At 69.6% G+C, this 24,303-nt stretch carries 28 protein-coding genes and 1 tRNA gene; 10 read left to right on the top strand and 19 right to left on the bottom strand.

Translation table 11 applies throughout. From position 1 onward, the window contains the following. Positions 1–144 precede the first annotated feature (144 nt). From ACFXMV_RS04355 to nth, 4 genes are read right to left on the bottom strand one after another with little or no spacing between them, the layout of a single operon-like run. Positions 145–1,335: a MarP family serine protease gene (locus ACFXMV_RS04355; RefSeq protein WP_378503241.1), complete on the bottom strand. Its 1,191-nt coding sequence runs from the start codon at positions 1,333–1,335 to the stop codon at positions 145–147. After that, on the bottom strand, positions 1,332–2,057 hold the full coding sequence (locus ACFXMV_RS04350; RefSeq protein WP_378503242.1) for an NUDIX hydrolase: 726 nt from the start codon (positions 2,055–2,057) through the stop codon (positions 1,332–1,334). The genes ACFXMV_RS04355 and ACFXMV_RS04350 overlap by 4 nt, the downstream gene beginning before the upstream one ends. Further along, entirely contained in the window at positions 2,054–2,728 is a 675-nt protein-coding gene (locus ACFXMV_RS04345; RefSeq protein WP_378501889.1) for a TlpA family protein disulfide reductase, read from the bottom strand. The genes ACFXMV_RS04350 and ACFXMV_RS04345 overlap by 4 nt, the downstream gene beginning before the upstream one ends. Positions 2,729–2,735: 7 nt before the next feature. Further along, positions 2,736–3,416: an endonuclease III gene (gene nth, locus ACFXMV_RS04340; protein WP_378503261.1), complete on the bottom strand. Its 681-nt coding sequence runs from the start codon at positions 3,414–3,416 to the stop codon at positions 2,736–2,738. 186 nt (positions 3,417–3,602) lie between these two features. On the opposite strand from nth, the gene ACFXMV_RS04335 reads away from it, so the two are divergent. Then, positions 3,603–3,869, top strand: coding sequence for a hypothetical protein (locus ACFXMV_RS04335; RefSeq protein WP_378503243.1), 267 nt, complete (start codon positions 3,603–3,605; stop codon positions 3,867–3,869). 180 nt (positions 3,870–4,049) lie between these two features. After that, positions 4,050–4,724 (top strand): Crp/Fnr family transcriptional regulator, encoded by a 675-nt coding sequence (locus tag ACFXMV_RS04330; RefSeq protein ID WP_027500354.1) that lies wholly within the window; start codon positions 4,050–4,052, stop codon positions 4,722–4,724. Positions 4,725–4,798: 74 nt separating this feature from the next. Here ACFXMV_RS04330 and ACFXMV_RS04325 read toward each other — a convergent pair whose 3' ends face one another. The 3 genes from ACFXMV_RS04325 to ACFXMV_RS04315 form a co-directional block, all read right to left on the bottom strand. Further along, complete coding sequence (locus ACFXMV_RS04325; RefSeq protein ID WP_378502547.1) at positions 4,799–5,584, bottom strand: MBL fold metallo-hydrolase; 786 nt, start codon at positions 5,582–5,584, stop codon at positions 4,799–4,801. An 86-nt stretch (positions 5,585–5,670) separates the two neighbouring features. Beyond that, a complete protein-coding gene (locus ACFXMV_RS04320) occupies positions 5,671–6,129 on the bottom strand; it encodes a RidA family protein (protein WP_378501482.1) in 459 nt (152 codons plus the stop codon). Between the two features lie 6 nt (positions 6,130–6,135). Next, complete coding sequence (locus tag ACFXMV_RS04315; RefSeq protein WP_072750449.1) at positions 6,136–6,300, bottom strand: DUF4177 domain-containing protein; 165 nt, start codon at positions 6,298–6,300, stop codon at positions 6,136–6,138. Positions 6,301–6,354: 54 nt separating this feature from the next. Between ACFXMV_RS04315 and ACFXMV_RS04310 the strand changes: the two genes are divergently transcribed. Continuing rightward, positions 6,355–7,371 carry an ArsA-related P-loop ATPase gene (locus tag ACFXMV_RS04310; protein ID WP_378501481.1) on the top strand — a complete coding sequence of 339 codons (1,017 nt, stop codon included), beginning with the start codon at positions 6,355–6,357 and terminating at the stop codon, positions 7,369–7,371. Positions 7,372–7,397: 26 nt separating this feature from the next. Here ACFXMV_RS04310 and ACFXMV_RS04305 read toward each other — a convergent pair whose 3' ends face one another. Beyond that, positions 7,398–8,558, bottom strand: a complete 1,161-nt coding sequence (locus ACFXMV_RS04305; RefSeq protein WP_378501480.1) for an RNA-guided endonuclease InsQ/TnpB family protein — start codon at positions 8,556–8,558, stop codon at positions 7,398–7,400. Positions 8,559–8,668: 110 nt separating this feature from the next. On the opposite strand from ACFXMV_RS04305, the gene ACFXMV_RS04300 reads away from it, so the two are divergent. After that, the gene (locus tag ACFXMV_RS04300; RefSeq protein WP_378501479.1) at positions 8,669–9,781 is read left to right on the top strand and encodes an ArsA family ATPase; all 1,113 of its coding nucleotides are present in this window, start codon (positions 8,669–8,671) and stop codon (positions 9,779–9,781) included. On the opposite strand, the gene ACFXMV_RS04295 is transcribed toward ACFXMV_RS04300, so the two are convergent. Continuing rightward, positions 9,760–11,016 carry an MFS transporter gene (locus ACFXMV_RS04295; protein WP_378503244.1) on the bottom strand — a complete coding sequence of 419 codons (1,257 nt, stop codon included), beginning with the start codon at positions 11,014–11,016 and terminating at the stop codon, positions 9,760–9,762. The two genes, ACFXMV_RS04300 and ACFXMV_RS04295, sit on opposite strands and share 22 nt — an antisense overlap. Next, positions 11,013–11,498, bottom strand: coding sequence for a MarR family winged helix-turn-helix transcriptional regulator (locus ACFXMV_RS04290; RefSeq protein WP_378503245.1), 486 nt, complete (start codon positions 11,496–11,498; stop codon positions 11,013–11,015). The genes ACFXMV_RS04295 and ACFXMV_RS04290 overlap by 4 nt, the downstream gene beginning before the upstream one ends. A gap of 101 nt (positions 11,499–11,599) precedes the next feature. Here ACFXMV_RS04290 and ACFXMV_RS04285 point away from each other — a divergent pair, with 101 nt between their 5' ends. Continuing rightward, entirely contained in the window at positions 11,600–12,049 is a 450-nt protein-coding gene (locus ACFXMV_RS04285; RefSeq protein ID WP_378500157.1) for a cupin domain-containing protein, read from the top strand. 197 nt (positions 12,050–12,246) lie between these two features. Here the strand turns inward: ACFXMV_RS04285 and ACFXMV_RS04280 are convergent, their stop codons facing one another. Continuing rightward, positions 12,247–12,570, bottom strand: coding sequence for a WhiB family transcriptional regulator (locus ACFXMV_RS04280; protein ID WP_378500158.1), 324 nt, complete (start codon positions 12,568–12,570; stop codon positions 12,247–12,249). 251 nt (positions 12,571–12,821) lie between these two features. Between ACFXMV_RS04280 and ACFXMV_RS04275 the strand changes: the two genes are divergently transcribed. Further along, positions 12,822–15,200, top strand: a complete 2,379-nt coding sequence (locus ACFXMV_RS04275) for a penicillin-binding protein (RefSeq protein WP_378503246.1) — start codon at positions 12,822–12,824, stop codon at positions 15,198–15,200. Positions 15,201–15,269: 69 nt separating this feature from the next. Here ACFXMV_RS04275 and ACFXMV_RS04270 read toward each other — a convergent pair whose 3' ends face one another. After that, the gene (locus ACFXMV_RS04270) at positions 15,270–15,746 is read right to left on the bottom strand and encodes a GatB/YqeY domain-containing protein (RefSeq protein ID WP_378500160.1); all 477 of its coding nucleotides are present in this window, start codon (positions 15,744–15,746) and stop codon (positions 15,270–15,272) included. 69 nt (positions 15,747–15,815) lie between these two features. Between ACFXMV_RS04270 and ACFXMV_RS04265 the strand changes: the two genes are divergently transcribed. Further along, positions 15,816–16,778 carry a metallophosphoesterase gene (locus ACFXMV_RS04265; RefSeq protein WP_378611942.1) on the top strand — a complete coding sequence of 321 codons (963 nt, stop codon included), beginning with the start codon at positions 15,816–15,818 and terminating at the stop codon, positions 16,776–16,778. 38 nt (positions 16,779–16,816) lie between these two features. Then, positions 16,817–16,890: transfer RNA gene (locus ACFXMV_RS04260), tRNA-Pro, on the top strand. A 59-nt stretch (positions 16,891–16,949) separates the two neighbouring features. Here the strand turns inward: ACFXMV_RS04260 and ACFXMV_RS04255 are convergent. After that, positions 16,950–17,834, bottom strand: a complete 885-nt coding sequence (locus tag ACFXMV_RS04255) for an NAD(P)-dependent oxidoreductase (RefSeq protein WP_378500162.1) — start codon at positions 17,832–17,834, stop codon at positions 16,950–16,952. Positions 17,835–17,929: 95 nt separating this feature from the next. Here ACFXMV_RS04255 and ACFXMV_RS04250 point away from each other — a divergent pair, with 95 nt between their 5' ends. Next, on the top strand, positions 17,930–18,349 hold the full coding sequence (locus tag ACFXMV_RS04250; protein WP_378500164.1) for a winged helix-turn-helix transcriptional regulator: 420 nt from the start codon (positions 17,930–17,932) through the stop codon (positions 18,347–18,349). Here the strand turns inward: ACFXMV_RS04250 and ACFXMV_RS04245 are convergent. The 6 genes from ACFXMV_RS04245 to ACFXMV_RS04220 all read right to left on the bottom strand — a co-directional run bounded on the left by ACFXMV_RS04245 (position 18,291) and on the right by ACFXMV_RS04220 (position 22,928). After that, positions 18,291–18,902 carry an AraC family transcriptional regulator gene (locus ACFXMV_RS04245; RefSeq protein WP_378503262.1) on the bottom strand — a complete coding sequence of 204 codons (612 nt, stop codon included), beginning with the start codon at positions 18,900–18,902 and terminating at the stop codon, positions 18,291–18,293. The two genes, ACFXMV_RS04250 and ACFXMV_RS04245, sit on opposite strands and share 59 nt — an antisense overlap. After that, entirely contained in the window at positions 18,871–19,644 is a 774-nt protein-coding gene (locus ACFXMV_RS04240) for an ESX secretion-associated protein EspG (protein WP_378503247.1), read from the bottom strand. Before ACFXMV_RS04240 ends, ACFXMV_RS04245 begins: the two co-directional genes overlap by 32 nt. Continuing rightward, positions 19,641–21,143 (bottom strand): WXG100 family type VII secretion target, encoded by a 1,503-nt coding sequence (locus ACFXMV_RS04235; RefSeq protein WP_378501375.1) that lies wholly within the window; start codon positions 21,141–21,143, stop codon positions 19,641–19,643. The genes ACFXMV_RS04240 and ACFXMV_RS04235 overlap by 4 nt, the downstream gene beginning before the upstream one ends. A gap of 17 nt (positions 21,144–21,160) precedes the next feature. Then, on the bottom strand, positions 21,161–21,547 hold the full coding sequence (locus ACFXMV_RS04230; protein WP_378501376.1) for a hypothetical protein: 387 nt from the start codon (positions 21,545–21,547) through the stop codon (positions 21,161–21,163). A 37-nt stretch (positions 21,548–21,584) separates the two neighbouring features. Continuing rightward, the gene (locus ACFXMV_RS04225; RefSeq protein ID WP_378501377.1) at positions 21,585–22,118 is read right to left on the bottom strand and encodes a DUF3558 domain-containing protein; all 534 of its coding nucleotides are present in this window, start codon (positions 22,116–22,118) and stop codon (positions 21,585–21,587) included. 192 nt (positions 22,119–22,310) lie between these two features. Further along, positions 22,311–22,928 carry a dihydrofolate reductase family protein gene (locus ACFXMV_RS04220; RefSeq protein WP_378501378.1) on the bottom strand — a complete coding sequence of 206 codons (618 nt, stop codon included), beginning with the start codon at positions 22,926–22,928 and terminating at the stop codon, positions 22,311–22,313. A 359-nt stretch (positions 22,929–23,287) separates the two neighbouring features. Between ACFXMV_RS04220 and ACFXMV_RS04215 the strand changes: the two genes are divergently transcribed. After that, a partial coding sequence (locus ACFXMV_RS04215) for an Ig-like domain-containing protein (protein ID WP_378614190.1) occupies positions 23,288–24,303 on the top strand: 1,016 nt, incomplete at its 3' end.

The following is a 24,303-nucleotide window of genomic DNA, read 5'->3' as shown; positions in this document are numbered from 1 at the left end:
CGGCGCGGGCGGTGGCCAGCCCCCCCCCCCGGCGGGCCGGGCCGTGGTCCCCCCCGCGGCGCCGGTTTGCCTGTGGCGGTCCCGCACCCGTGCGCGGTTGACGGGTCCACAGACCCGTCAACCGCGCACGGGCGGCGAAGCCGCCTAGAGGATGCAGCCGCCGGTGTCGACGGCGCTGCTCGCCGCGGAGGCCGACGCCAGCTGGCGCGAGACCTCGTCCGCGGTCAGCACGAAGCCGGTATCGGTGTTGTCCACGGCCGCACCGAACACCACCCCGAGCGCCCGGCCCTGCTCGTCGACGAGCGGCCCACCGGAATTGCCCTGACGGATCGAGCCGCGCACCGTGTAGACCTCGCGCTCGACCTCGGCGGCCCGGTAGATGTCCGGGCCGGTCAGGTCCAGGGTCTCGCGCACCCGGGCCGCGCTGGCCGTGTACGGACCGCCGCCCGGGTAGCCGAGCACGATCGCGCTGTCGCCGGTCCCGGCCGGCTCGGGCGCGAACGGCAGCACCGCGGCCCGCAGTCCCGGCACCGCCAGCACCGCGACGTCGACGGCCGGATCGAAGAGCACCACCTCGGCGTCGAGCGGCCCGTCTGCGGTGTCCACCGAGACCCCGGTCGTGCCCGCGACGACGTGCGCATTGGTCATGATCCGCTCGGGCGCGACCACGAAGCCGGACCCCTCGAGCGCGCGCTGGCAGCTCGGCGCCACCCCGCGCACCCGGAGCACGCTGGTCTGCAACTGCTGCGCGACGGGACTGCGCAGGACGCTGGGGTCGGGCGCCTCGACGACGGCGATCGGGGTCCGGCCGAACGGTCCGATGACGTCGGGCAGCCCGGACGTGTCGAGCAGGGCCGAGAACTCGTCCGGCAGCTTGCGCATCCAACTCGGGGCGTACTGGTCGACCTCGGTCAGCACCCGCGACCCGCGTACCGCGCTGGCCACCTCGGGCTGCGAGGAGGCGGTCAGCGGGATGGCCAGCAGCCAGGCCGCCACCAGGACCGCGGTGCACTGAAGGCCTGCGCCGATCACGCTGTCCACGGAGCGGGCCACCGGGCTGTGCATGCCGCCGCGCGCGGCACGGCCGAGCACCATGCCCGCGACCTCGCCGACGATCACCAGCACGACGATCAGCGCGATGCCCGCGAGCACCCGCATCCGTCCATCGTCGACGTGCACCAGCACGTGCGGCGCGATCAGGATTCCCGCGACCGCGCCGAGCACGACGCCGAGAAAGGCGAGCGCGGACGCCACCGCCCCGTGCCGCCACCCCGACGTGGCCGCGAGCACGGCGATCGCGAGGATCGCGATGTCGATCCAGGCCGAACCCGTCATCGGTCGTGTACCTCCACGATTCCCGCCTCCACCTCGGCCAGCGCGACCTCGAGGTCGCGCACGTCGGAGCGGTCCCATTCGATCTCCCAGCCGGAGACCGCGATCAGCCCGGCCAGCACTCCCGCGGTGAAACCCCACACGAGCATGTCGTCGACGAGGAACGCCGGTCCCTGGTAGCCGAGGCGGTGGCGGACCTGGAAGCGGTTGTCCGGGTCGAGCAGGGTGCGCATCGGCACCCGGGCCACCCGCTCGGTCTCGCCGTGGTCGACCGCCCGCACCGGCGTGGGCCGGTCCCAGTAGCCGACGACCGGGGTGACGTCGAAACCCGAGGGCGGCAAGAAGATACCGGGCAGGACGACGAGAGGGCGGACCCCGGACGGGTCCAGCCCGGTCTCCTCCTCCGCCTCGCGCAGCGCCGCCGCGATGGGACCGTCGTCCTCCTGGTCGATGGTGCCCCCGGGGAAGGCGATCTGCCCGCTGTGCTGACGCAGGGTCGAGGCACGCTGGAGCAACAGGAGGTCCGCATCCTCTGGCAGCCCACCCACCGCGATCGGATCGGCCTCGGCGGAGCCTCCGAACAGCACGAGCACCGCGGCCTCGCGCACCTGCGGGCCGGTCGGCGACCGACGCAGCAGCGACGGATTCACCGAGTTGGAGTCGGACGGGTGCACGGTGGAGACCCGCCGGAGCCATTCCGGAGCCGCATGATTCGTCCGCGTCACGTGGTCACCCCCAGCTTGTCGCGCACGGCGTCGGCGATCTGGTCGGCGCGCTCGAACGGCACCGGCAGCACGGCGGCCACGGTGCCGTCGGCCCGGATCAGCACGGTCACCGGCAGCACGTTCGGTGCCCCGACGGCCGCGGCGATCTTGCCCGCGCCGTCCTGCACGCCCGGCAGGTGCACGCCGTAGTCGGTCAGGGCGGACAACGCGTTCCCTTCCTTGGGGTCCTGGTGGACGGTCAGCACGGCGACGGCGTCCCCGGCACGCCGCGCGAACTCCTCCAGTGCGGGCAGTTCCCTTGCGCAGGGTCCACACCAGTAGGCCCAGAGGTTGACCAGCGCGGGCTTGCCGGCCAGCGCGGCACCGACGTCGATCCTGCCACCATCGGTGAGGCACTCGAGTTCGATCCCGGCGAGCGGGCCTCCCGGTACCGCGCCGGGTGTCGGCGCGGGGCAGGCGCTCAGCGCGGCCAGCGCACGCGGCCCGGCGAGCGCCTCGGGGGTGTCGCCCGCGGACCGCTCCTGCGGCGCCGCGGTGGGGACACCGATGTAGTCGGAGTAGCCACGCGATCCGGTGTCGTCCGAGTCGCCCCGCGGCCAGATCGCGACGATCAACGCGGCCACCACCACGAGTGCGGCCAGGCTCCATCGCCCGGTGTTCGACAGACGCACGCTCAGCTCACCGACCCGCCAGCTCGAGCAGGTGTTCGGTCTCGGGGCCCTTCACCAGGGCGGCCGCGGCCACCGGGTCGGTGGGGCCGATGCCGTACGAGGGGCAGTCCTTGGCCAGCAGGCACACCCCGCAGGCCGGCTTCTTCGCGTGGCAGACGCGACGGCCGTGGAAGATCACCCGGTGTGAGAGGTCGGTCCACTCCGTGCGCGGGATGAGCTCACCGACCGCGCGCTCGACCTTCACCGGGTCCTCCTCCTCCGTCCATCCCCAGCGCCGCACGAGCCTGCCGAAGTGGGTGTCAACGGTGATCCCGGGCACACCGAACGCGTTTCCGAGAACCACGTTGGCGGTCTTCCTGCCGAAACCCGGCAGCGTCACCAGATCCTTCAGGGTGCCGGGGACCTCGCCGTCGAACCGTTCGAGCAGCGCCTGCCCGAGCCCGATGATCGAGTTCGCCTTGTTCCGGTAGAAGCCGGTGCTGCGGATGTACTCCTCCAGCTCGACGCGGTCCGCCTCCGCGTAGTCGCGGGCGGTGCGATAGCGGGCGAACAGCGCGGGCGTCACCTGGTTAACCCGCACGTCAGTGCACTGCGCGGACAGGATCGTCGCCACCGACAGCTCGAGCGGGTCGGTGAAGTCGAGCTCGCAGTAGACGTGCGGAAACGCCTCCGTGAGCGTGCGGTACATCCGCCGCGCCCGGCGCACGAGGCCGAGCCGCGTCTGCTCCCTTGCCGGTCGCGCGGTCGTCGCCGCTCGGCGCGGGGCCGGGGACTGCGATGCGGTGGTGGACACCGAACCAACTCTACGGACGCGCGCAAAACGCAACTGGTGATCGTTTCGCTTCTGAGACAAACGGCGTGTTTACTACCCCGTATGCAAGGACTGGCTGTGGTGCTCTTCCCAGTGCTGCTCATTCTTTTTGCACTGGCAATGGAGCGGGTGGAGTTCCGGCTGCGCCGGCTGACCGTGCGCGAGCAGGAGGTCCAGGAATTCCTGGACAAGGCGAGTCACGCCGACGTCGCCACCCTGGCCAACGAGGGGCTGCCGAGGGCGCTCGCCCGGTTCCACCTCCGTCGCAAGCGCGGCGGCGAGGATGAGGACGAGGACGAATCGCAGGCGCCGGAGCAGCGCGCCAGCTGACCTTCGCGGGATTGTCGAGCACAGTTCGGCACGCGACGCGTGGCGCCGGTCACTAGTCTTCGACGTCGGGACGATAGACTACTTGCGAGTACTCAGGCGATAGGTCGGCGCGTTCGTGCGTCGATCACGTCGGGGGAGACCACACGATGGCACCCCCCAACGACCGAAGAAGGAGCGCACGTGGACGAGATCCTGGCCAGAGCCGGAATCTTCCAGGGAGTCGAGCCGTCGGCGGTGGCGGCGCTGGTCAAGCAGCTGCAGCCGGTCGACTTCCCTCGCGGGCACGTAATCTTCAACGAGGGCGAACCCGGCGACCGGCTGTACATCATCGTGTCCGGCAAGGTGAAGCTCGGACGCCGCTCTCCCGACGGTCGCGAGAACCTGCTCACGATCATGGGCCCGTCCGACATGTTCGGTGAGCTCTCGATCTTCGACCCGGGCCCGCGCACCTCGACCGCCACCACGGTCACCGAGGTCCGCGCCGTGCAGATGGATCGCGACGCCCTCAAGTCGTGGATCGATCAGCGCCCCGAGATCGCGGAGCAGCTGCTGCGCGTGTTGGCCCGTCGCCTGCGTCGCACCAACAACAACCTCGCGGACCTGATCTTCACGGACGTCCCGGGCCGGGTCGCCAAGGCGCTGCTGCAGCTCGCCCAGCGCTTCGGCACCCAGGAGGCCGGGTCGCTGCGCGTGACGCACGACCTCACCCAGGAAGAGATCGCCCAGCTGGTCGGCGCCTCCCGCGAGACCGTGAACAAGGCGCTCGCCGACTTCGCGCACCGCGGCTGGCTGCGCCTCGAGGGCAAGAGCGTGCTCATCTCCGACTCGGAGCGCCTGGCCCGCCGGGCGCGGTAACTCCCCGCAGACACGAATCGGCCACCCCGGTCTCCCGGGGTGGCCGTTCTCGTCGTGATGCAGGGCGACCGGGTTCAGCGGCGCAGGTACTCCAGCTGCACACGCACGGACTGCTCGGCGACCGGCCACAGGCTCTGATCGACATCGGAATAGACGTGCTCGACCACCGCGCGCGGTCCGGCGTCGACGCCGAGGGCCTCGAGCGCCGCACGCACCTGATCGAGCCGCTCCTCGCGATGGCTCAGGTATTGCTGCGCGACCGTCTGCAGGTCCGGCAGCTCCGGCCCGTGACCGGGCAGCGCCGCGCGGCCCGCGCCCAGGTCGATGAGCGCGCGCAGGGAGGCCAGATAGTCGCCCAGGTCGCCGTCGGAGGCGTCCAGGACGGTGGTGCCGCGGCCGAGGATGGTGTCGCCGGTCAGCACCGACCCCTCCCCCTCGATCACGAACGACGTCGAGTCCTTGGTGTGCCCGGGCGTGCGCAGCACCCGGATCGCCAGGCCGACCTCCTCGATGAGTTCACCGTCGGGCAGTCCGGCATCGGTGTGCCTGCGGAACCGCGGGTCCACGGAACGGACGGGACTGCCGGTGAGCGCGGCGAACCGCTCGACGCCCCCGGTGTGGTCGCCGTGCCGGTGGGTGATCAGTGTCAGCGCCACCGGGCCGACCGCGGCCACCCGCAGCAGGTGCTCCTCGTCGTCGTCGCCCGGATCGACAACCACACATTCCTCCCGGCCGGGGGCGCGCAGGATCCAGGTGTTGGTGCCGTCGAGGGTCATCATGCCCGGGTTGTTTTCCAGCATCACCGCCGCGATCGGGGTGACCTGGCGTAGCTGGGCATACGCCGGATGTGCCGTGGTCATTCGGTCACTGTACGACCCGCCTGCGCGACTCCGACGCCCGTGCGCGAGTCGCACCCTCATCGGGGCGAGACTCGCGCACGGTCACATCAACGCACCTCGGCGATGACCTCGACCTCGACCGGGGCGTTCAGCGGCAGCTCGGCCACACCGACCGCGGACCGCGCGTGCACGCCCGCGTCGCCGAACACCTCACCGAACAGTTCGGAGGCGCCGTTGATGACACCGGGCTGCCCGGTGAAGCCCTCCGCGGAGGCCACGAAGCCGACCACCTTGACGATGCGCACCACCGAGTCGAGCCCGACCAGCGCGTCGATCGCGGCCAGCGCGTTGAGCGCACAGGTGCGGGCGGCGTCCTTGGCCGTGTCCACGGCGACCGCGCCGCCCACCTTGCCGGTCTGCTGCAGCTCACCGTCGATGAAGGGCAGCTGGCCGGAGGTGTAGACGAGGTTCCCGGTCCGCACCGCGGGAACGTAGGCCGCGACCGGCGCCGCCACCGCGGGCAGCTCGATCCGCAGGTCCGCGAGCCTGGCCTTCCAGTCGGTCATCGCAGATCAGCCCTTCGGACGCTTGAGGTAGGCCACGTGCTGCTCGCCGGTCGGGCCGGGCAGCACCGACACCAGTTCCCAGCCGTCGCCGCCCCACTGATCGAGAATCTGCTTGGTCGCATGGGTCAGCAGCGGAACGGTGGCATATTCCCAGGTAGTCAATTCGCTCATGCCGCTGAGCCTAGTCGGCCGACGCCCCGCCGCCGCGACTTATAGGCTCGGGGGGTGGCAGCACCCGCGACAACACCCGTATACGAGTGGCCCGCCAAGGCCGACAAGGCTCGCCTGCATTTCATCTCCGGGAAGGGCGGCACCGGAAAGTCAACGGTCGCGGCCGCTTTGGCGCTCGCGCTAGCCGCGGGCGGTCGACGCGTCCTCCTCGTCGAGGTCGAGGGCAGGCAGTCCATAGCGCAACTCTTCGACGTTCCGCCGCTGCCCCCCGAGGAAACGAAGATCGCCACGGCCGACGACGGTGGTGAGGTCTACGCGCTCGCCCTGGACATCGAGCACGCGTTCCTCGAGTACCTGGACATGTTCTACAACCTCGGGTTCGCGGGGCGCGCGATGCGCAAGCTCGGCGCCATCGAGTTCGCGACCACCATCGCGCCCGGACTCCGGGACGTGTTGGTGACCGGCAAGATCAAGGAGTGCGTGGTGCGCACCGACAAGGCCGGGGCCCGGATCTACGACGAGGTCGTGGTCGACTCGCCGCCCACCGGCCGAATCGGCAGCTTCCTCGACGTGACCAAGGCGATGGCCGACCTCGCGAAGGGCGGACCGGTGTACTCGCAGTCCGAGGGGGTGGTCCGGCTGCTGCACTCCGACGAGACGATGGTGCACCTGGTGACGCTGCTCGAGGCGCTGCCCGTGCAGGAGACCACCGACGCGGTCGTCGAATTGGAGGCCGCGGACCTCCGGCTCGGCACGGTGATCGTGAACCGCAGCGGCACCGCCTACCTGCCCACCAGGGCGATGGCGAAGGCGGCGGACGGCACCATCGACGCGGACGCGGTCCGGGCCGGGCTGGACGCGGCGGGGATCTCCCTGTCGGAGGCCGACTTCGCGGGCCTGCTCACCGAGACGATCGAACACGCCTCGACGCTGCGCGCGCAGGACGACAGCGCCGCCACCCTCGACGAGCTGGACGTCGCCCGCCTGCACCTGACGGCGCTGACCGACGGCATCGACCTCGGCGGGCTGTACGAGCTGGCCGAGCAGCTGGCGGAACAGGGGGTCCGTTAACGCTTCTCCTGCCCTTGGCAGGAGATTTACAGCTCAGACCGCACCGAACCGCCCACCCGAAGGGGGTGATCCGCTTGTCTCACGTCGTCGACACTGATGTGGCCGCGTTCTGCCACAGCCAGGATCACCCTGGCAGCGTTCCGGTCCCGACCGGCGGTGTAGCCGCAGGCAGGGCATCGGAAGGTTCGTTGTGCGAGTCCGAGTCGCTGCTTGGCTCTCGCAAAGCAACTCGAACACGTCATGCTCGTGTAGGCGGGCTGCACCAACACCACCTTTCGGCCAGCCCGCGTGCCGCGCTCGATCAGCTCCCGCTTCGCCCCGCCGATAGCCGCGTCCGCGGCTTTGCGGGCCATCGTGGACTTCGCCAGGAATCTGGGCTTGAAGTCCTCCACCGCAATCAGGTCATGCCGGTCGACCACCCGTTTCGCCCACACCCGGCTGTCGTGTTGGGTCTGGCGGGCGGCTTTCTTGTGCAACTTCGCGGCATCTCGTTTGGCCCGCTGGTAACCGTGGGACTGCGGGCCACGCTTCCCCATATGGCGCCGCGACATCTTCCGTTGCGCCTTCGCGAGTTCCGCGGCACAGCGTTTGCGGTGCCCGAGATATGGCAGGTCAAACTCGGGGTCGGTGGTCGTGGCTGTGGTGCTCACACCCCAATCGACACCGATCCCTCCTCTGACCTCCGGTGCGGGCGAGGCGTCTCGGCGGACGACGAACGATGCGTACCAGTGCCCGAGCGAATCCAGAGTGATCCGCACGCTGCTCGGTTCGGATGGCAGTTCCCGCGACCACACCACCGGAACGCTGACACCCTTCGGCAGGACCAACCGGCCGTCACGGAGACTGAACCCCCGCCGCGTGTACTCCAGCGACGGCAACGTCTTTTTTTGGGGTTTGAACGCCGGCCGACTACGCCCCTTCACCGTGAACGACTGGTCGAGGGCGCGGGCGTAGTCACGCAAAGTCTGCTGCTGCGCGACCTGCGACCCGTCCCGCAACCACCCACTGCGCGAGCGGGCCGTGGTGAGCAGCCTGCTCAACTTCCCGAAGGTTGGCTTGGCACCCGACTTCTGCTGATGTACAGCTTCATTCCACAGGAACCGGCACCGATGCCACTCGGCTGTCAGAGCACGCTGCGCTACCGCGCCCGGCCGCAGCCGGTAGCTGTAACGGACCACCTCGTCCATACAAGGCAATGTAGCCACAGTCACCGACAAGCCTTCCCGACACAACCCGCGAAAGGAGGATGGCGCTTTCACTCGCCCGTGAACGACGGAGTATCCGCGCCAAACACCTGATGACCACGACACTCGACGTCGACGCGATCCTCACCGACCCGAAGTCCCGGATCGTGGTCTGTTGCGGGGCAGGCGGCGTCGGCAAGACCACCACGGCCGCCTCGATGGCGTTGCGGGCGGCGGAGGAGGGACGCCGGGTCGTGGTGCTCACCATCGACCCCGCCCGCCGACTCGCCCAGGCGCTCGGGGTCCGCGAACTCGACAACTCCCCGCAGCCGGTGCAGCTCGCGCCGGGCGCCACCGGTGAGCTGCACGCGATGATGCTGAACATGCGTCGCACGTTCGACGACATGGTCCTCGAGCACTCCGCCCCGGACACCGCCCAGCAGATCCTCGCGAACCCCTTCTATCAGACGGTGGCCACCTCGTTCTCCGGCACGCAGGAGTACATGGCCATGGAGAAGCTGGGCCAGCTGGCCGCGAGCGACGAGTGGGATCTGGTGGTCGTCGACACCCCGCCCTCGCGCAACGCGCTCGACTTCCTCGATGCCCCGCAGCGTCTCGGCGCATTCCTCGACGGCCGGATGATCCGGATGCTCTCCGCCCCGGGCCGCGGGATCGGACGCCTGGTGACCGGCGCGATGGGACTGGCCCTCAAGGCCGTGAACACCATCGTCGGCAGTCAGATGCTGTCCGACGCTTCGGCGTTCGTGCAGTCCTTCGAGTCGATGTTCGGCGGGTTCCGGGAGCGGGCCAACCACACCTATCAGTTGTTGCGCGCGGAGGGCACGCATTTCCTGGTGATCGCGGCCGCCGAGCCGGACGCGCTCCGGGAGGCGTCGTTCTTCGTCGATCGGCTGTCCACCGAGGGGATGCCGCTGGCGGGCCTGGTGCTCAACCGGACGCATCCGACGCTGAGCTCGCTGTCGGCCGACCGGGCGACGGCCGCGGCGGATCAGCTCAAGGAGATCGGCGACCATCCGCTGGCGGCCGCGGTCCTGCAGATCCACGCCGAGCGTGCCCGCACCGCCCAGCGGGAGCTGCGGCTGCTCGGCCGGTTCACCGGGGCGCATCCCCGGGTGCCGGTGGTGGGGGTGCCGTCGCTGCCCTTCGAGGTCTCCGACCTCGAGGCGCTGCGGGCGGTCGCGGATCAGCTCACCGGCCGGGGCTGATCGACCGTTCCCGCTCCTCGTCGGCTCGGCCGCCGCACGACGAACGCCGCCGCCCCGGCTGCGACCAGACAGGCGGCCGCGCCCATCGCGAGGGCGACGCGGCCACCGAACTGCTCGGCGACGGCGCCCGCGATGGGCCCGCCGACCGGCGTCGACCCGAGGAACGCCACCGACCACAACGCCATCACCCGGCCGCGCATGCCGGGTTCGGCCTCGAGCTGGAGGGTGCTGTTCCCGATGGAGAGGAATCCGACGCTCGCGGCCCCGACCAGCACCAGGACCACCAGCTCGAGCCAGAGGGTCGGCGCGAGCGCGGCCGCGGCGATCAGCACGCCGAACAGCGTTGCGGCCCCGACCAGCGCGGGGACCCCGGTCTTGCCGCGAGCCGCGACGAACAGCCCACCCGCCACCGCACCGACACCCATCGCCGCGGTCATGAATCCGTACACACTCGCGTCCCCACCGAAGGTGTCGCGCGCGAGCACCGGCAGCACCACCTGGAACTCGTAGGCCAGGCAGCCGACCAGCGCCATCATCAGCAGCGGGACCAGCAGCGTCGGGGTCCGCCGGACGTACCGCAGACCCTCCCGCAGCTGACCCGGCCTGCGCTGCGCGGGCGGCGCGGGACGCAGCGCCGCGACGTCGAGGGTGACCAGCGACGCGACGACCGCGACGAAACTGACCGCGTTCAGGAGGAAACAGAACCCGAGCCCGCCCGTCGCGATGACGATGCCCGCGATCGCGGGCCCGACCGCGCGGGCGGCGTTGACCAGCACCGAGTTCAGGCTGACCGCGTTGCGCAGGTCCTCGGGCCCGACCATCTCCAGCACGAACGCCTGCCGCGCGGGATTTTCGAAGCTGTTGTTCACCCCGAGCAGGAACGCGAGCACGTACACCTGCCAGAGGGTGACCGTGTGGGTCACCGTCAGCACGCCGAGCACCAGCGCGAGCACGCCCATCATCGACTGCAGGCCGATCATCAGCCTGCGCTTGTCCAGCCGGTCCGCGACGACCCCGCCGTACGGCCCGAACAGCAGAACCGGCAGGGTCTGCAGCGCGACCACCAGCCCGAGCGCCGTGCCCGAGCCGGTGAGCTGCAGCACCAGCCACGCCTGCGCGACGGCCTGCATCCAGGTGCCGACCATCGACACCGCCTGCCCGCCGAAGTACCGGCGGAAGTTCGGGGTGGCGAGGGACGCGAACGTCTGCTGCGCGGCCGCGGAGAGGGTGGTCACGGCCGGCCGTGACCGGCGGTGACCGGGCCCGGCCGGGCGGACTGCGGCGCGATCTCCCTGGCCAGCGACTCGATCGCCGGCAGCGCGGAGCGAAGGGCCTGCGCCTCGGGCGCCGGAAGTCGGGCGAGCGCGCCGGTGAACAGTCGGGTCCGTTCGCCGCGCAATCGCCGATGCAACTGTTCGCCCGCCTCGGTGACCCGCACGCGCGCGGCCCGTCGGTCCCCCGGATCGGTCGAGCGCTCGAGCAGGCCGTCGGCCTCGAGCTTGCCGACCACCCGCGAGAGCATGGTCGGGTTCAGTCCCTCGGTCTCGGCGAGCGCGCCCAATCGCAGCGGTCCGAGTCGGGCGACGGTGCCGAGCACGGAGAGCTGGGTGCGGGTCATGCCGTCGCCGGAGACCTGCCGGTCGACCAGTCGGGCGATCCGGGCGAGCGCGATCTTGAGCCGGGTGACCTCGTCCTCGTCGTACTCCGTCGACACCACGCACCTCCACGAGTTAATTGCCTATCGGCAAGCATATAACTCGCGGACGGGCCGCGTCGACATCCCCGACGGGAGGGCTCACCCCTGCCATGATCGACGTCATGACGGAGCTGCCCGAGTGGGCGCGCGAGCTGAACCTCGCGCCGCACCCGGAGGGCGGCTGGTATCGGGAGACCTGGCGCAGCGACATCGCGGTCCCGATGACCTCCCTGCCAGGCGACTACCCCGGCGCCCGGGCTGCCGGAACCGCCATCCTGTTCCTGCTGATGCCCGGCCAACAGTCCGCCTGGCACACCGTGCGCAGCGAGGAGATCTGGCTCTACCACCGCGGCGGCCCGCTCCGGCTGGACCTCGGTGGGAACGGCGACCGGCCCGGCCGGGCGACCGAACAGGTCCTCGGCACCGACATCGTCGCCGGCCAGGCACCGCAATTGGTGGTACCGGCGCGGCACTGGCAGCGGGCCCGCCCGATCGGGAACGAACCGGTCCTGGTCAGCTGCGTGGTCGTACCGGGATTCGACTTCGCCGACTTCCGCCTGCACGGGGGTTAGCCGGCGTCCCGACGGACCCGGGCACCCGCCCCTGCAGATAACAACACGGTTACGTGCCCATTCGGGCGGCGGAGAAAACCGGCAGGAATTCCCGCGGGCGAAATCAATCGAGCAGGGTCCTACAGCCGAAATCGCCGGGCATCGTTACCTCCGCCGACCGGCCCGGCCGGGCTCGAACCCCGGCCGGCGCGCCGGTGTCAGACAGCGTTGGACTGCGCGCGCTGGGTATCGAAGAAGTCGGCCCAGGACTCGACCTCGGGGTGCTGCTTGAGCAGGGCACGGCGCTGACGCTCGGTCATGCCTCCCCACACACCGAACTCGACCCTGTTGTCGAGGGCGTCGGCGCCACACTGCATGAGCACAGGGCAATGCCGACAAATCGTGGCTGCCTTGCGCTGCGCCGCACCACGAACAAACAACTGGTCAGGATCAACTGCCCGGCATCTCGCCTGTGCGACCCACGCGATGCGGGCCTCGGCTTCCTCAACGTCCAACCGGTGGGCCGTGGTGATAACGGTCATTATGGTGCCCCTCTGCAGTCCAAGCGTCGCCCTCGCTGACGCTCTGGAATTACGTATGACCCGCCGTATCACAGCGAGTCACACCACATTCCTCAACGAGTGTTATCTCTATCACACTCAGAAGACAACTTAGGCATTGAAGATCGTCGAGCGCAAGATGCTGAGGCATTTTTTTGGTACGGACGTCCATCAAGTGCTGTACACGGCCGACATCTGCAGGTCGCGGACGCTCGTCCACGTAGGCTGTCCCCGTGCCGATCGCAAAAACTGTCGCGAAGCTCGCCGGATGCTCCGCTCTCGCCGGAGCTCTGCTCGCGGGCGTCATGTTCCCCCTGGCTGGCGGGTTCGGAATCGTCTCGAACCGGGCCGCCGATACCGTCGACAACGTCTCGGCCGAGCTGGTACAGGGCGATGCCCCCACCGTCTCGACCATGGTCGACGCGGCGGGCAACCCCATCGCCTGGCTCTATGAGCAGCGCCGCTTCGAGGTGCCGAGCGACAAGATCTCCAACAACATGAAGCTGGCGATCGTCTCCGTCGAGGACAAGCGGTTCGCCGACCACCAGGGCGTCGACTGGCAGGGCACGCTGCGGGCCTTCCTGACGAACACCACCAGCGGCCAGGTCCAGCAGGGCGCGTCCACCATCGACCAGCAGTATGTGAAGAACTACCAGCTGCTGGTCGTGGCCAAGACCGACGCCGAGCGCCGGGCCGCCATCGAGACCACGCCTGCCCGCAAGGTCCGCGAGATCCGGATGGCGTTGACCCTGGACAAGAAGCTGACGAAGGACGAGATCCTCACCCGGTACCTGAACCTGGTGCCGTTCGGCAACGCCTCGTTCGGCATCCAGGACGCGGCGCGCACCTACTTCGGGATCGACGCGAAGGACCTCGGACTCACCCAGTCGGCGATGCTCGCGGGCATGGTGCAGTCCAGCTCCGCGCTGAACCCGTACACCAACCCCGAGGGCGTGCTCGCGCGCCGAAACGTCGTGCTCGACACCATGATCGCGAACATCCCGGACCGCGCCGACGAGATCCGCGCCGCCAAGGAAGAGCCGCTCGGTGTGCTCCCCGAGCCGAACACCCTGCCCCGCGGCTGCATCGCGGCGGGCGACCGCGGCTTCTTCTGCGACTACGCGCTGCAGTACCTGGCGAATTCGGGGATCAGCCGTGAACAGGTCAACAAGGGCGGCTACCTGATCAAGACCACCCTCGACCCCGTCCTGCAGAACTCGGTGCACGGCGCGCTGACCGCCACGGCCAACCCCACGATCGACGGCGTGGCCGAGGTGATGAACGTGGTGCAGCCCGGCCAGGACCAGCACCGGGTGCTGGCGATGAGCAGCAGCCGCAATTACGGGCTCAACGGCGAGATCAACGAGACCGTGCAGCCGCAGCCGTACTCGCTTGTCGGCAACGGCGCCGGCTCGGTGTTCAAGATCTTCACCACCGCCGCGGCGATGGAGAAGGGCCTCGGCACCAGCGCGGTCCTCCAGGTGCCCGGTCGCGTCGAGGTCAAGGGCATGGGCCACGGCGGCGCCAAGGGCTGCCCTGCCACCAGTTACTGCGTCGAGAACGCCGGCAAGTACCCGGCCTCGATGTCCGTCACCGACGCGCTCGCCCAGTCACCGAACACCGCGTTCGTCAAGCTCATCGAGCAGGTCGGGGTCACGCCGACGGTCGACATGGCGGTGCGCCTTGGCATGCGCTCGTACGCGCAGCCCGGGACCTCCGGCCGCGACGACGGCCTGTCCATGGCCGACTTCCAGAAGCAGTCGAACTCGGGGTCGTTCACCCTCGGGCCGTCGTGGATCAACCCGCTCGAGCTCTCGAACGTCGCCGCGACCCTCGCCTCGCACGGCAAATGGTGCCCCCCGACGCCGATCGACTCGGTCTTCGACCGCAGCGGCAAGCCGGTGTCCATCACCCAGGAGGCCTGCGAGCAGGTCGTCGAGCCCGGCCTGGCGGACACCCTCGCCCACGCCCTGAGCAAGGACGACAAGCCCGGCGGCACCTCGGCAGGCGCCGCCGGATCCGTCGGCTGGACGCTGCCGATGGCAGGCAAGACCGGCACCACCGAGTCGCACATGTCCTCGGCGTTCTTCGGCTTCACCAACAACCTCGCGGCCAGCGTCTACGTGTACGCGGATTCGCCGACCCCCCGCGAGATCTGCACCTCGCCGCTGCGACAGTGCGGCGACGGCAACGTGTTCGGCGGTAACGAGCCCGCCCGGGCCTGGTACCTCGCGATGAAGCCGGTCGTCGACAAGTACGGACCGACCGCACTGCCGCCGATCGACCCGAAGTACCAGCGCGGATCGAAGAACGGTCAGGTGCCGAACGTGGCGGGGATGAGCCAGTCGCAGGCGACCGGAGCGCTCCAGGCGGCCGGGTTCACCGTCAACGCCGTCAACACCGCCGGACCGACGCCGCGCGGCAACGTGCTCAGCACCTCACCCGCCGGCTCGGCGGTGCCCGGTTCGGCGATCACCATCTACGTCAGCGACGGCTCCGCCAAGGCGGCCGCGGCCGCACCGGCACCAGGAGGGCCCGGACCTGCGGCTCCCCCGCCGCCGATCCAGATCCCCGGCCTGCCGCCGATCCAGCTCCCCCCGCTGCCGCGGTAACGCGGCTTCGCCGCCCGTGAGTACTTCCGGTCCCCCTGGGGGCCAGAAGTACTCACGGGCGCGCAGCGCCTAGAGGCGGTCTTTGACGGCCTTCGAGATCCGGGTGCCGTCGGCCTTGCCTGCCGCGAGCGCGGAGGCGGCCTTCATGACCTGACCCATCTGCCGCATCCCGGGCCGCTCGCCGATCTCCTCGGCGACCTGCGCGATGGCGGTGTCCGCGACGTCGGCCAACTCGGCATCAGTCAGCGGGGTCGGCAGGTATTCGTCGATGATCTGCGCCTCGGCGCGTTCGGTCGCGGCCAGCTCACCGCGCCCCGCCTCGGTGTAGATCTCGGCGGATTCGCCGCGCTTCTTGGACTCCTTCGCCAATACCTTGAGCACCTCGTCGTCGGTGAGGTCGCGGGCCTCCTTGCCGGAGGTCTCCTCGGTCTGCACGGCGGCGAGCAGCATGCGGAGCGTCTGCAGCCGCAGCGCGTCCTTGGCCTTCATGGCGGCCGTCATGTCGGCCCGGAGCGTGGATTTCAGGGAGGAAGTCGAATCGGACATGGTGCCGAACGCTACGCGCTCCGAGCACTGACGCGCATATCGATTGCGCTCGCTGCGTATCCTGAAATGGTGTTTGACGACTCACGCAACGTGCTCCGGGGAACTGCGGCCGGATTGGCTGGCGCCGCGGCGCTCGGCATCGGGTACGCCTCACTGATCGAGCGGAACGCCTTCACCCTCCGCGAGGTCACCATGCCGGTGCTCGAACCGGGGTCGTCGTCGCTGCGGGTCCTGCACATCAGCGACCTGCACATGATGCCGAACCAGAAGCTCAAGCAGAACTGGCTGCGCGAGCTCGACCGGCTCGACCCCGACCTCGTGGTGAACACCGGCGACAACCTCTCACACCAGCGAGCCGTGCCTGCGGTGGTGCAGTCGCTGAGCAACCTGCTCGGCCGCCCGGGACTGTTCGTCTTCGGCAGCAACGACTACTTCGGCCCCAAGCCGAAGAACCCGCTCAAGTACTTCAACAAGGAACACAAGCGGACGCACGGCGAACCGTTGCCGTGGCAGGACCTGCGCGCCGCCTTCACCGAGCGCGGCTGGCTGGACGTGACGCACACCCGACGCGAGTTGGAGGTCGCCGGCATCCGCATCGCCACGGCAGGCGTCGACGATCCGCACCTCAAGCGGGACCGCTACGACACGATCGCCGGGCCGCCGAACCCGATCGCCAACCTCAAGCTCGGCATCACCCATTCGCCGGAACCCCGCGTGCTGGACCGGTTCGCGGAGGACGGCTACGACCTGGTGCTCGCCGGGCACACCCACGGCGGCCAGCTGTGCCTGCCGTTCTACGGGGCGCTCGTCACCAATTGCCAGATCGACCGGTCGCGGGTCAAGGGCCCGTCGAAGTGGGGAACCCATACCCAGCTGCATGTCTCCGCTGGCATCGGCACCTCCCCGTACGCGCCTGCGCGGTTCTGCTGCCGTCCGGAGGCGACGCTGCTCACCCTCGTCGCGTCGCCGAACAAGGGCCCCAGAAAGAGCGCACAACCAGGCGTTTCGCCTTCCGCGGCAGTCGTGCGCTAGACTTTCGCTCGCTGCCCGATGAGGGCAGATGCAGGGCACGGGGTGTGGCGCAGCTTGGTAGCGCGCTTCGTTCGGGACGAAGAGGTCGTGGGTTCAAATCCCGCCACCCCGACAGTGCCAGAAGGACCCGATCCGCGACGCGGATCGGGTCCTTCTGCGTTTGCGGGAGGATCAGCCGACGGCGAGGAGGTCGATCACCCCCGTGGTGTCCTCGTCCCCGCGGCCGGCGGCGAGGCGCCGTGCCATCAGCGCCATGTACGGGGTGAGCAGCACGGGACTGACCCGCTGTTCCTCGGCGGTGCGGAGCAGTGTCTCGTTCCCCGCGACCTGCATCGCGAGGTTGGAGACGACGCCCTTGGTGTAGTCACCGCTCTCGAGCTGCTCGGCGGCCAGGTGCACCGACGCGGTCATGGCGCCGAGCCAGTCGGCGAGCAGCGATGCGAACCCCGTAGGCGCGATCTCCTCGCGGCGGATCAACGCGAAGGCGTGCGCGACCCCGGCGAACATCCCGGTCATCGCGCTCAACAGCGCGACGTCGTGCAACGCGGCGAAGCCGGGATCGGCGCCGACGAAGGTCGTTCCGGCCGGGACCGCCAGCACCTCCCGGTGTTCGGTGAACAGGTCCTCGGACCCGCTGTAGAAGACGTAGGCGCCCGAATCGGGGGCGCCGATCATCGGGGGCACGGCCATGATCCCACCGTCCAGGAAGCGGGCACCGCGGGCGCGCGCCCAGTCGGCGCGGGCGCGGGCCTGGGCGGGAGTCCCGGTGGTGAGGTTGACCAGGTCCTTGCCCGACAGGTCGATCCCGTCCAATGCGTCACCGACCGACTCGTCGTCGAGCAGGCACACCACGACGAGCCTGCCCGCGGCCACCGCCTCGGCGGCCGTGGCCGCGACCGTCGCGCCCTGACCGGCGAGCACCTGCGCTCGGTGCGGGGTTCGGTTCCACACGGTCAGCGGTGTGCCCGCGGCCAGCCACGCCCGGGCCAGCTCGGTGCCCATCGCACCCAGGCCGAGCAGGGTGATCGAGTCCGTCTGAATGTTGTTGTCTGTCATGTGGATCAGGCTCGTCGCGAATACCGGGACGAACAAGTACGCACTTTGAGGTGGGTGGTTACCCTGAGGTGAGCAACCAGGTAGGAGGCGGGGCGATGGTGAGCGTGCCGAGGGCGGGAACCTATGTCTGCGGCATCGACGCCGCGATGGACGTGATCGGCGGGAAGTGGAAGGTGCTGATCCTGTGGGAGCTCGACCAACGCGACTGCCGCTTCGGTGAGCTGCGCAGGCGGCTGCCCGGCGTGACGGAGAAGGTGCTCGCCTCCCATTTGAAGGAGCTCGAGCACGACGGCATCGTGCTCCGCACCGACTACGGCGAGGTGCCCCCGCGCGTGGAGTACTCGCTGACCCCGCTCGGCCGCTCGCTGAACGCGGCCCTCGCCCCGCTGGGCGCCTGGGGGCGTGAGCACGTGCTCGGCCAGGCCGTCCGTGCCGTCCCGCTGGGTGCGGTCGACGTCACGCCGCCCGGGCCTGACGCCGATAGCTCCCCGGAGCCAGCCCGTACTCGCGCTTGAAGGCCTTCGCGAAGGCGAACTCGGATCCGTACCCCGCCCGCCCGGCCACCGCGCTGAGCGGGGCATCGGATTCGCGCAGCAGCCGGGCGGCCGCCGTCATCCGCCACCGGGTCAGGTAGGCCATCGGCGGTTCCCCGACCAGGGTGGTGAATCGCCGGGCGAACGCCGCGCGGGAGAGTCCCGCGCGGGCGGCCAGCGACTCGACGGACCACGGCGCCGCGGGATCCCCGTGGATGGCGGCCAGCGCGGGAGCGACGGCGGCGTCGGCCAGAGCGGCGGCCCAGCCCTTCGCGTCCGCACTGGGCTGGGTCTCGAGCCAGGCCCGCAGGATGTACAGCAGCAACGAGTCGATCAGCGCGGGCACGATCCCGTCCGATCCGATGCGCGGATTCTGCAGTTCGGCGCCGAGGAGCTGGACCGCCGCGCTCAGCTCGGGGTGACGGCCATGCCCGGTCGGCAGGTGGACGACCTCGGGCAGCTGTCTCGCCCGCGGGCATCTGCGTCCCGGCTCCTGCCTCCGCTCAGGGCAACCCTGCGGCGTTCCGCTGCACAGCGGACTCGATCAGCCGCTCGATCTGCGTCACCATGACGGCGTCGGACGCGGGCTCCACAGTGAGCCGGTCGGCCTGTCGCGTCAGGTACCGGCCGTCGTCCACGAAATCGATCCATCGGAACCCCTGCGCCCGCGGGCTCGGGCGGGTGTCGACGGCCGGCCCAGGCGTGGCGGTGACCTCGCCCGTCGCCCGCCGAGGACGGTCCACGTACGCCGAAACCTGTTGCGGCACGGTCAGAGCATGCGAACCGGTCAGGTACGAGCCGCCGACACGGTCGCCGAGTTCGGCCGCGTCGACCGAAAGCGGTGCGCGGACGCCCGCTCGGGCGGATGGCAGCGCGCGCACCAGCTGTCGCGGCACGTCTTCCGCATCGAGCAGCGTCAGCCGGATACCCGCCCCGGATTTCCCGTCGGCCCCGGGCTCCTGCACTGCGACGGCGCCGACTCCCTCCCGCACGCCGGCATGGATTCGAATCACCTTCTCCCGCATCGCATTCATCGAATCGAGCCCGAACATCGCGACGTGGGCGGACGGGTCGGCCAGCACCGCGAAGGCGCGGTAGAGATCCTCATCCATCCGGGTCCGAACCTCCGCCGCGGCGAGGGCGCGGGATCGCCGAAAGTCGGACGCCAGTTCATCGGTCGAGTGGTACTGCAGCGGGTACGGCAGCCGGTCGCGACCGAACTGCCGCCACACCAGGTCGAATTCGAGCGGGTCGAGGTCCCACTGGCCGGCGGTCATCCGCCGAGGACCGGGGGTGCGACCTTGGGCAGGTCGCCGATCAGTTCGCTGCCGTTCTGGACGCTGATGAGGTAACCGGGCGTCTTGTGCTCGGTGTCGTCGTCGCCGCCGCTCCGAGCGCCGCCGGGCGCCATCGCTCCCATGCCCGGTGCACCGGGACGGCCGGCGGCGGCTCCCGCCCCGGCACCGGATGCTCCGGCTGCGGGAGCCCCGCCAACCCCGGTTCCGGGTGCGGCCACCCGCCCGGCACCTGATCCTGATCCTGATCCTGCGCCGGATCCGATTCCCCCGAGACCACCAGAGCCGGGGGCCAAGCCGCCGCCGGAAGCGGTTCCCGCTCCCCCGCCCGCGCCGGAGCCCCCTCCGGTTCCGCCGGCACCGCCTCCACCCGTGCCGAATCCAGCCGAGCCCGGCCCCCCTGAGGCGTCGGCCGATGCCGCCCTGGTCACCGCTTCGCCCGCGAACGGGGTGCCGGCACCGTCCGCTGCGCCGCCCTGGGCAATCCCGTCGGCCCCGCTCCGGGCGACCGCCGGATCGATGGCCGTCTCGCGGTCGTCGGGCCCACCGTCGTCGCCTGGCCTGCCCAGTTCGGAGTTCGCTCGATCGCGGACGGGTTCACGCTCGGCGGGCGAAGCCCACTGGCCGGTCCCGCTACCCGGACCCCCGATGTCCACCGGCCGACCAGCCGGGGGCACGTAGGGCGGAACGACCGGATTGTGCGGCGGCGGCAGCACCGGCACCTGCGAATCCGCCTGCTGCACAACGGGTGCGTACTCGGTCTTCATGACCTGGATTGCCTCTTGGCGGGCTTCCTCGGACTTGTGGAACGCCCGCTGCACACCGCCGATCGGGTCCGTCACGATGCCGCTGCGAAGAAGGTCGAGCACGTTGGTGCTCTCCGGTTCCGGCATCCGGCGCTTGGCCTGGTCGATTCCGGAATGCGCTTCCTCGATCTTGTTCGCGATCAGGACCGCGGCCCGCTGCAGGTCCGCGGCGCCGGTGGCGTAGCCAGACACTCCGCTCGAGGCCCGACCGGCTGCCTCGCCCTCCCAGCCGCTGCCGATGGCCGAGGCGATCTCGCCGGTGAACGTGGACACGCTCTGCTGCAGGCGATCCGCCGCGGCGCGCCACATCCGGCAGTCCTCGAGGATGCCGACGGGAGTCGCCGAGTCGAGCCTGGCCTTGATCTCCTCGTGTGACATCCCGTCGAAGTTCTCCATGTGTACCGACGATCCGTCGTACCGCCCGGTGTACCCGGCCGCGTCGCGCTCGGCGTAGAGGTCGTCGCGACGCCGATTGGCGTCCTGCTGGACGTCACGGTCCTGCGCCCACCCGAGGGGATCGGTGCCCGTCAGGAAGCCGACGCCCTGCATGGCCTGCCTGGTCATCCCCGACGACGAGTTCACGAAGTCGGAGGTCGCCTCACTCACCCCGTTCGTGATCGACCCCGCGACCTGTCCGAGTCCCTGCAGGACCCCATCCATTCCCGGCACACCCATTTCGGCCCCTCCGATTCTCAGTCCGACAACCCGGAGCCAACCGCGGCGACGGCCCGCGCGTTGGACTCCTCGGCAGACGCGTAAGCCTTTCCGGCCCTGTCGAATACGTCCTGCATCTGCTTCACCGTGTCGATGTGCTGCTGGATGACGGCCTCGAAGCCGCCATCACCGATAGCCTTACGTTCAAATTTTGCGGCTAGGGCCTGAGCGGAGCCGAGGGTGCCGTAGGCGGACCTGGTCGACAAGCTCTGCGCGAATCGCTTCAATTCGTCCAGTTCGTTGATGAACTCCTCGCAGGCAGCAACGCAGCGCTCGGCAACGCCGACCTCAAGCCGCAGTGCCCCGTCATCGACACTTCGGGCCAGTAATTGAAACTCCGACACCGATTCGCCTACTTGTGTCACTTCTACGACTCTCGCTCGAATGCTGTCCGCAGGTTGATCATTTGGGAAGGTCATCGTCCAGCCCAACCGCCGTTCTGATCGCCACCGCGCAGGGGTCGTCCCGCAACTCCGCCGACCCCTTTTTCGCAACACGAACCAAAACCGATTCGTTGCCAACCCCGAAGGCGACGTCGCATAATCCTCGATCGGGGTCGCCGCCGACCTCGTGATAGGTAAACGCATTACGAGAACCGACAACCGCTGGGGCGAAGCCGGTGTTACGTGGATTCGATTTGACCTCATCGATTGAGCGCGTCGTCGCAAACACGGTTACGAAGTACCAGTCAGCGGCCCAACCGCACACCTCCCATCCGGTTGCCTCCACGCCCAAAAAATCCGGATCCTCGGTCGCCGGATCCACCCCCACCTCCCGCAGCGCCTCATCCGGGATCGTGCACGGATCAAACGACGGCTGACCGGACTCCGGACTCGCCGTCGAGGGCGATCCCGACACCGATTCCGAGCCGCAACCGACCGCGGTGACCAGCGCACACACCGCCAGCAGACCGCTCGCCGCCCCTCGAATTCGCATGCCTCACCCGCCCCGTCGATTCACCCGTACTACCCACATAGACGCACCACCCACCCGATCGGTTCCGTGGTTCGGCGCAATCCATCGATCGGCCAATTCGCACGAAGGTCGGGTGCGCGCTCTGCACCACGACCTCCGACCCGTCACGCTCCACGATCGCGCCGGCGAAAGCGCGGGCGTGAGCCTCGCGGACTACTCCGTCTCCGCGTAGTCGCCGTACTCGGGCTCGCCCGCACGCTCGTACAAGCTGATGACCACGCCGGTACTCGTGACCCGCGACTGGGTCAGCGCGTACGCGGTCGGCAGCGCGTCGGTCGGGAACAGCCGCTTGCCGGTGCCGAGCAGGACCGGGAACGACAGCAAGTGAAGCGTGTCGATCAGGCCCTCACGCAGCAGCCACTGCACGAGCGCTCCGCTTCCGTGGACCTGCAGCTCGCGACCGTCCTGCTCCTTGAGCGCGGCGACCTCCCGGCCCGGATCGCCGGTGATCAGGCGGGTGTTCTGCCACTCGGCCGCGGCGAGGGTGGACGTGACGACGTGCTTCGGCAGCTCGTTGAGCCGTGTTGCGATGGGGTCTGCGGGGTCGTTGTGCTGTGGCCAGTACGACGCGAAGATCTCGTATGTCTTCCGGCCGAGCAGGAACGCGTCCGCCTCGTCGAACACCTCGGTCATGAACCGCCCGAAGTCCTCGTCCCCGAATGGCACCGACCAGCCCCCGTGGATGAACCCGCCGCTGGGATCCTCCTGAGGGCCGCCGGGGGCCTGGTACACGCCGTCGAGCGTGACGAACGTGGTGACGGTGAGTTTCATCGTGGGCTCCTGCGTGCTCGGCGTCGTGGGGTGTCACTACTTCAGACTCCCCGGGTGACCGGAACTCATCGGCGCCCCAGACATCGTCGGGGCCAAGGCCGGCACTACACCCGAACGCGTTATGAATTTGTTGCCCGAGCTACCCATGTCGATTGGGGCGTCGCCGGGAGACCCGGCCGACGAGGGCCTATTTCCCCTGGTAGTCAACGCAATCGTTAAACGCTTCGGGCGACACCGTCGACACTGACCCAATATCACGAAACTGCAACGGGTTCTCAAACGGGGTGGCATGGTGTGGGGAATTTCCCACCCGTCGATGTCCGGCCATGGTCATTTGCCGCCGGGCGCAAGGAGACTCCATGTCCAGTCCCACAGTGCGGCGAGTAGCCGTACCGGTCACCAGCGCGGCGGTGATCGCCGGCATGATGCTGATCGGGAGCCCGGCCAACGCTGCCACCAGCGTCACCAACTTCACCAGTTCCTGCCAGGCGAAGTCGGTCGTGACCGTCGACAAGTCCGTCGCGGCCACCATGACGGTGGACGCCCCGGCGACGGTGACCCCGGGCCAGAACTTCACGTACCGCATCCAGCCGAACGCGTCCTCGTACCCGAATTCGGACTCGGGAGCGACAACGACCAACCTGTCGCGACTCAAGTACGACTACGCGATTCCCGCCAACGCCACCTTCGTAAGCGCCGCGGTGGTGCCGGGCACCGCCGTCAACCTCGACAACGTCGCCCCGAACGTGCTGCGTGTCAGTGAGGCCGGCGCCGTGGACAATGCCGCCGGCCCCTTCGTCCGGTTGTCGGGCAACAACGAGGTCGTTGGCAACAGTCCCACTAGCAGCACGAACAGCGAGGGCGGCATCCGCGCCCCCAAGCTGAAGAAGAACCTCGACGGCACCACCAACTCCGCGGGCGACAGCTGGTTCCGGCTGCCCGCCGTAGAAATCACAATGACGGCCGGCCCCTCGGGCGTGATCACGCCGAAGCTGCGTACCGCCGGAAGCGCCGCCACCTACGGCGCCGACCAGAACTTCAGCACCTCGCTCGCGAAGGCCAGCCTCTTCGGCACCCAGTGGGCACCCACCCGCTGCATTCCCAGTGACAACAAGAGCACCCTCAACGCCGGCGCCGGCCCGCTGGCCACGATCACGATCAGCGCGCCCGCACTCGCCGACACCACCACCACGCTGAACGTCCCGGCCACCGCCAAGACCGGCACAGCGGTCAACCTCACCGCCACCGTCGCCCCCCAGGGCGCCACCGGCACCGTCCAATTCAAGGACGGCGCAACGAACATCGGCGGCGCCATCCCCGTCACGGGCGGCACCGCCACCCTCAGCCACACCTTCACCACCAACGGCAGCCACGC

Source organism: Rhodococcus sp. NPDC059179, assembly GCF_042754885.1.
Taxonomy (GTDB): Bacteria; Actinomycetota; Actinomycetes; order Mycobacteriales; family Mycobacteriaceae; genus Rhodococcus_G.
Note: the sequence above shows the minus strand (reverse complement) of the source record. Positions and strands in the feature narration are given on the sequence as shown.

Coding starts and splice junctions, on each gene's coding strand:
- ACFXMV_RS04355 (WP_378503241.1), bottom strand. CDS start 1,335: ATGACGGGTTCGGCCTGGATCGACATCGCGATCCTCGCGATCGCCGTG.
- nth (WP_378503261.1), bottom strand. CDS start 3,416: ATGTACCGCACGCTCACGGAGGCGTTTCCGCACGTCTACTGCGAGCTC.
- ACFXMV_RS04335 (WP_378503243.1), top strand. CDS start 3,603: ATGCAAGGACTGGCTGTGGTGCTCTTCCCAGTGCTGCTCATTCTTTTT.
- ACFXMV_RS04325 (WP_378502547.1), bottom strand. CDS start 5,584: ATGACCACGGCACATCCGGCGTATGCCCAGCTACGCCAGGTCACCCCG.
- ACFXMV_RS04320 (WP_378501482.1), bottom strand. CDS start 6,129: ATGACCGACTGGAAGGCCAGGCTCGCGGACCTGCGGATCGAGCTGCCC.
- ACFXMV_RS04315 (WP_072750449.1), bottom strand. CDS start 6,300: ATGAGCGAATTGACTACCTGGGAATATGCCACCGTTCCGCTGCTGACC.
- ACFXMV_RS04305 (WP_378501480.1), bottom strand. CDS start 8,558: ATGGACGAGGTGGTCCGTTACAGCTACCGGCTGCGGCCGGGCGCGGTA.
- ACFXMV_RS04300 (WP_378501479.1), top strand. CDS start 8,669: ATGACCACGACACTCGACGTCGACGCGATCCTCACCGACCCGAAGTCC.
- ACFXMV_RS04285 (WP_378500157.1), top strand. CDS start 11,600: ATGACGGAGCTGCCCGAGTGGGCGCGCGAGCTGAACCTCGCGCCGCAC.
- ACFXMV_RS04280 (WP_378500158.1), bottom strand. CDS start 12,570: ATGACCGTTATCACCACGGCCCACCGGTTGGACGTTGAGGAAGCCGAG.
- ACFXMV_RS04270 (WP_378500160.1), bottom strand. CDS start 15,746: ATGTCCGATTCGACTTCCTCCCTGAAATCCACGCTCCGGGCCGACATG.
- ACFXMV_RS04255 (WP_378500162.1), bottom strand. CDS start 17,834: ATGACAGACAACAACATTCAGACGGACTCGATCACCCTGCTCGGCCTG.
- ACFXMV_RS04250 (WP_378500164.1), top strand. CDS start 17,930: ATGGTGAGCGTGCCGAGGGCGGGAACCTATGTCTGCGGCATCGACGCC.
- ACFXMV_RS04240 (WP_378503247.1), bottom strand. CDS start 19,644: ATGACCGCCGGCCAGTGGGACCTCGACCCGCTCGAATTCGACCTGGTG.
- ACFXMV_RS04235 (WP_378501375.1), bottom strand. CDS start 21,143: ATGGGTGTGCCGGGAATGGATGGGGTCCTGCAGGGACTCGGACAGGTC.
- ACFXMV_RS04225 (WP_378501377.1), bottom strand. CDS start 22,118: ATGCGAATTCGAGGGGCGGCGAGCGGTCTGCTGGCGGTGTGTGCGCTG.
- ACFXMV_RS04220 (WP_378501378.1), bottom strand. CDS start 22,928: ATGAAACTCACCGTCACCACGTTCGTCACGCTCGACGGCGTGTACCAG.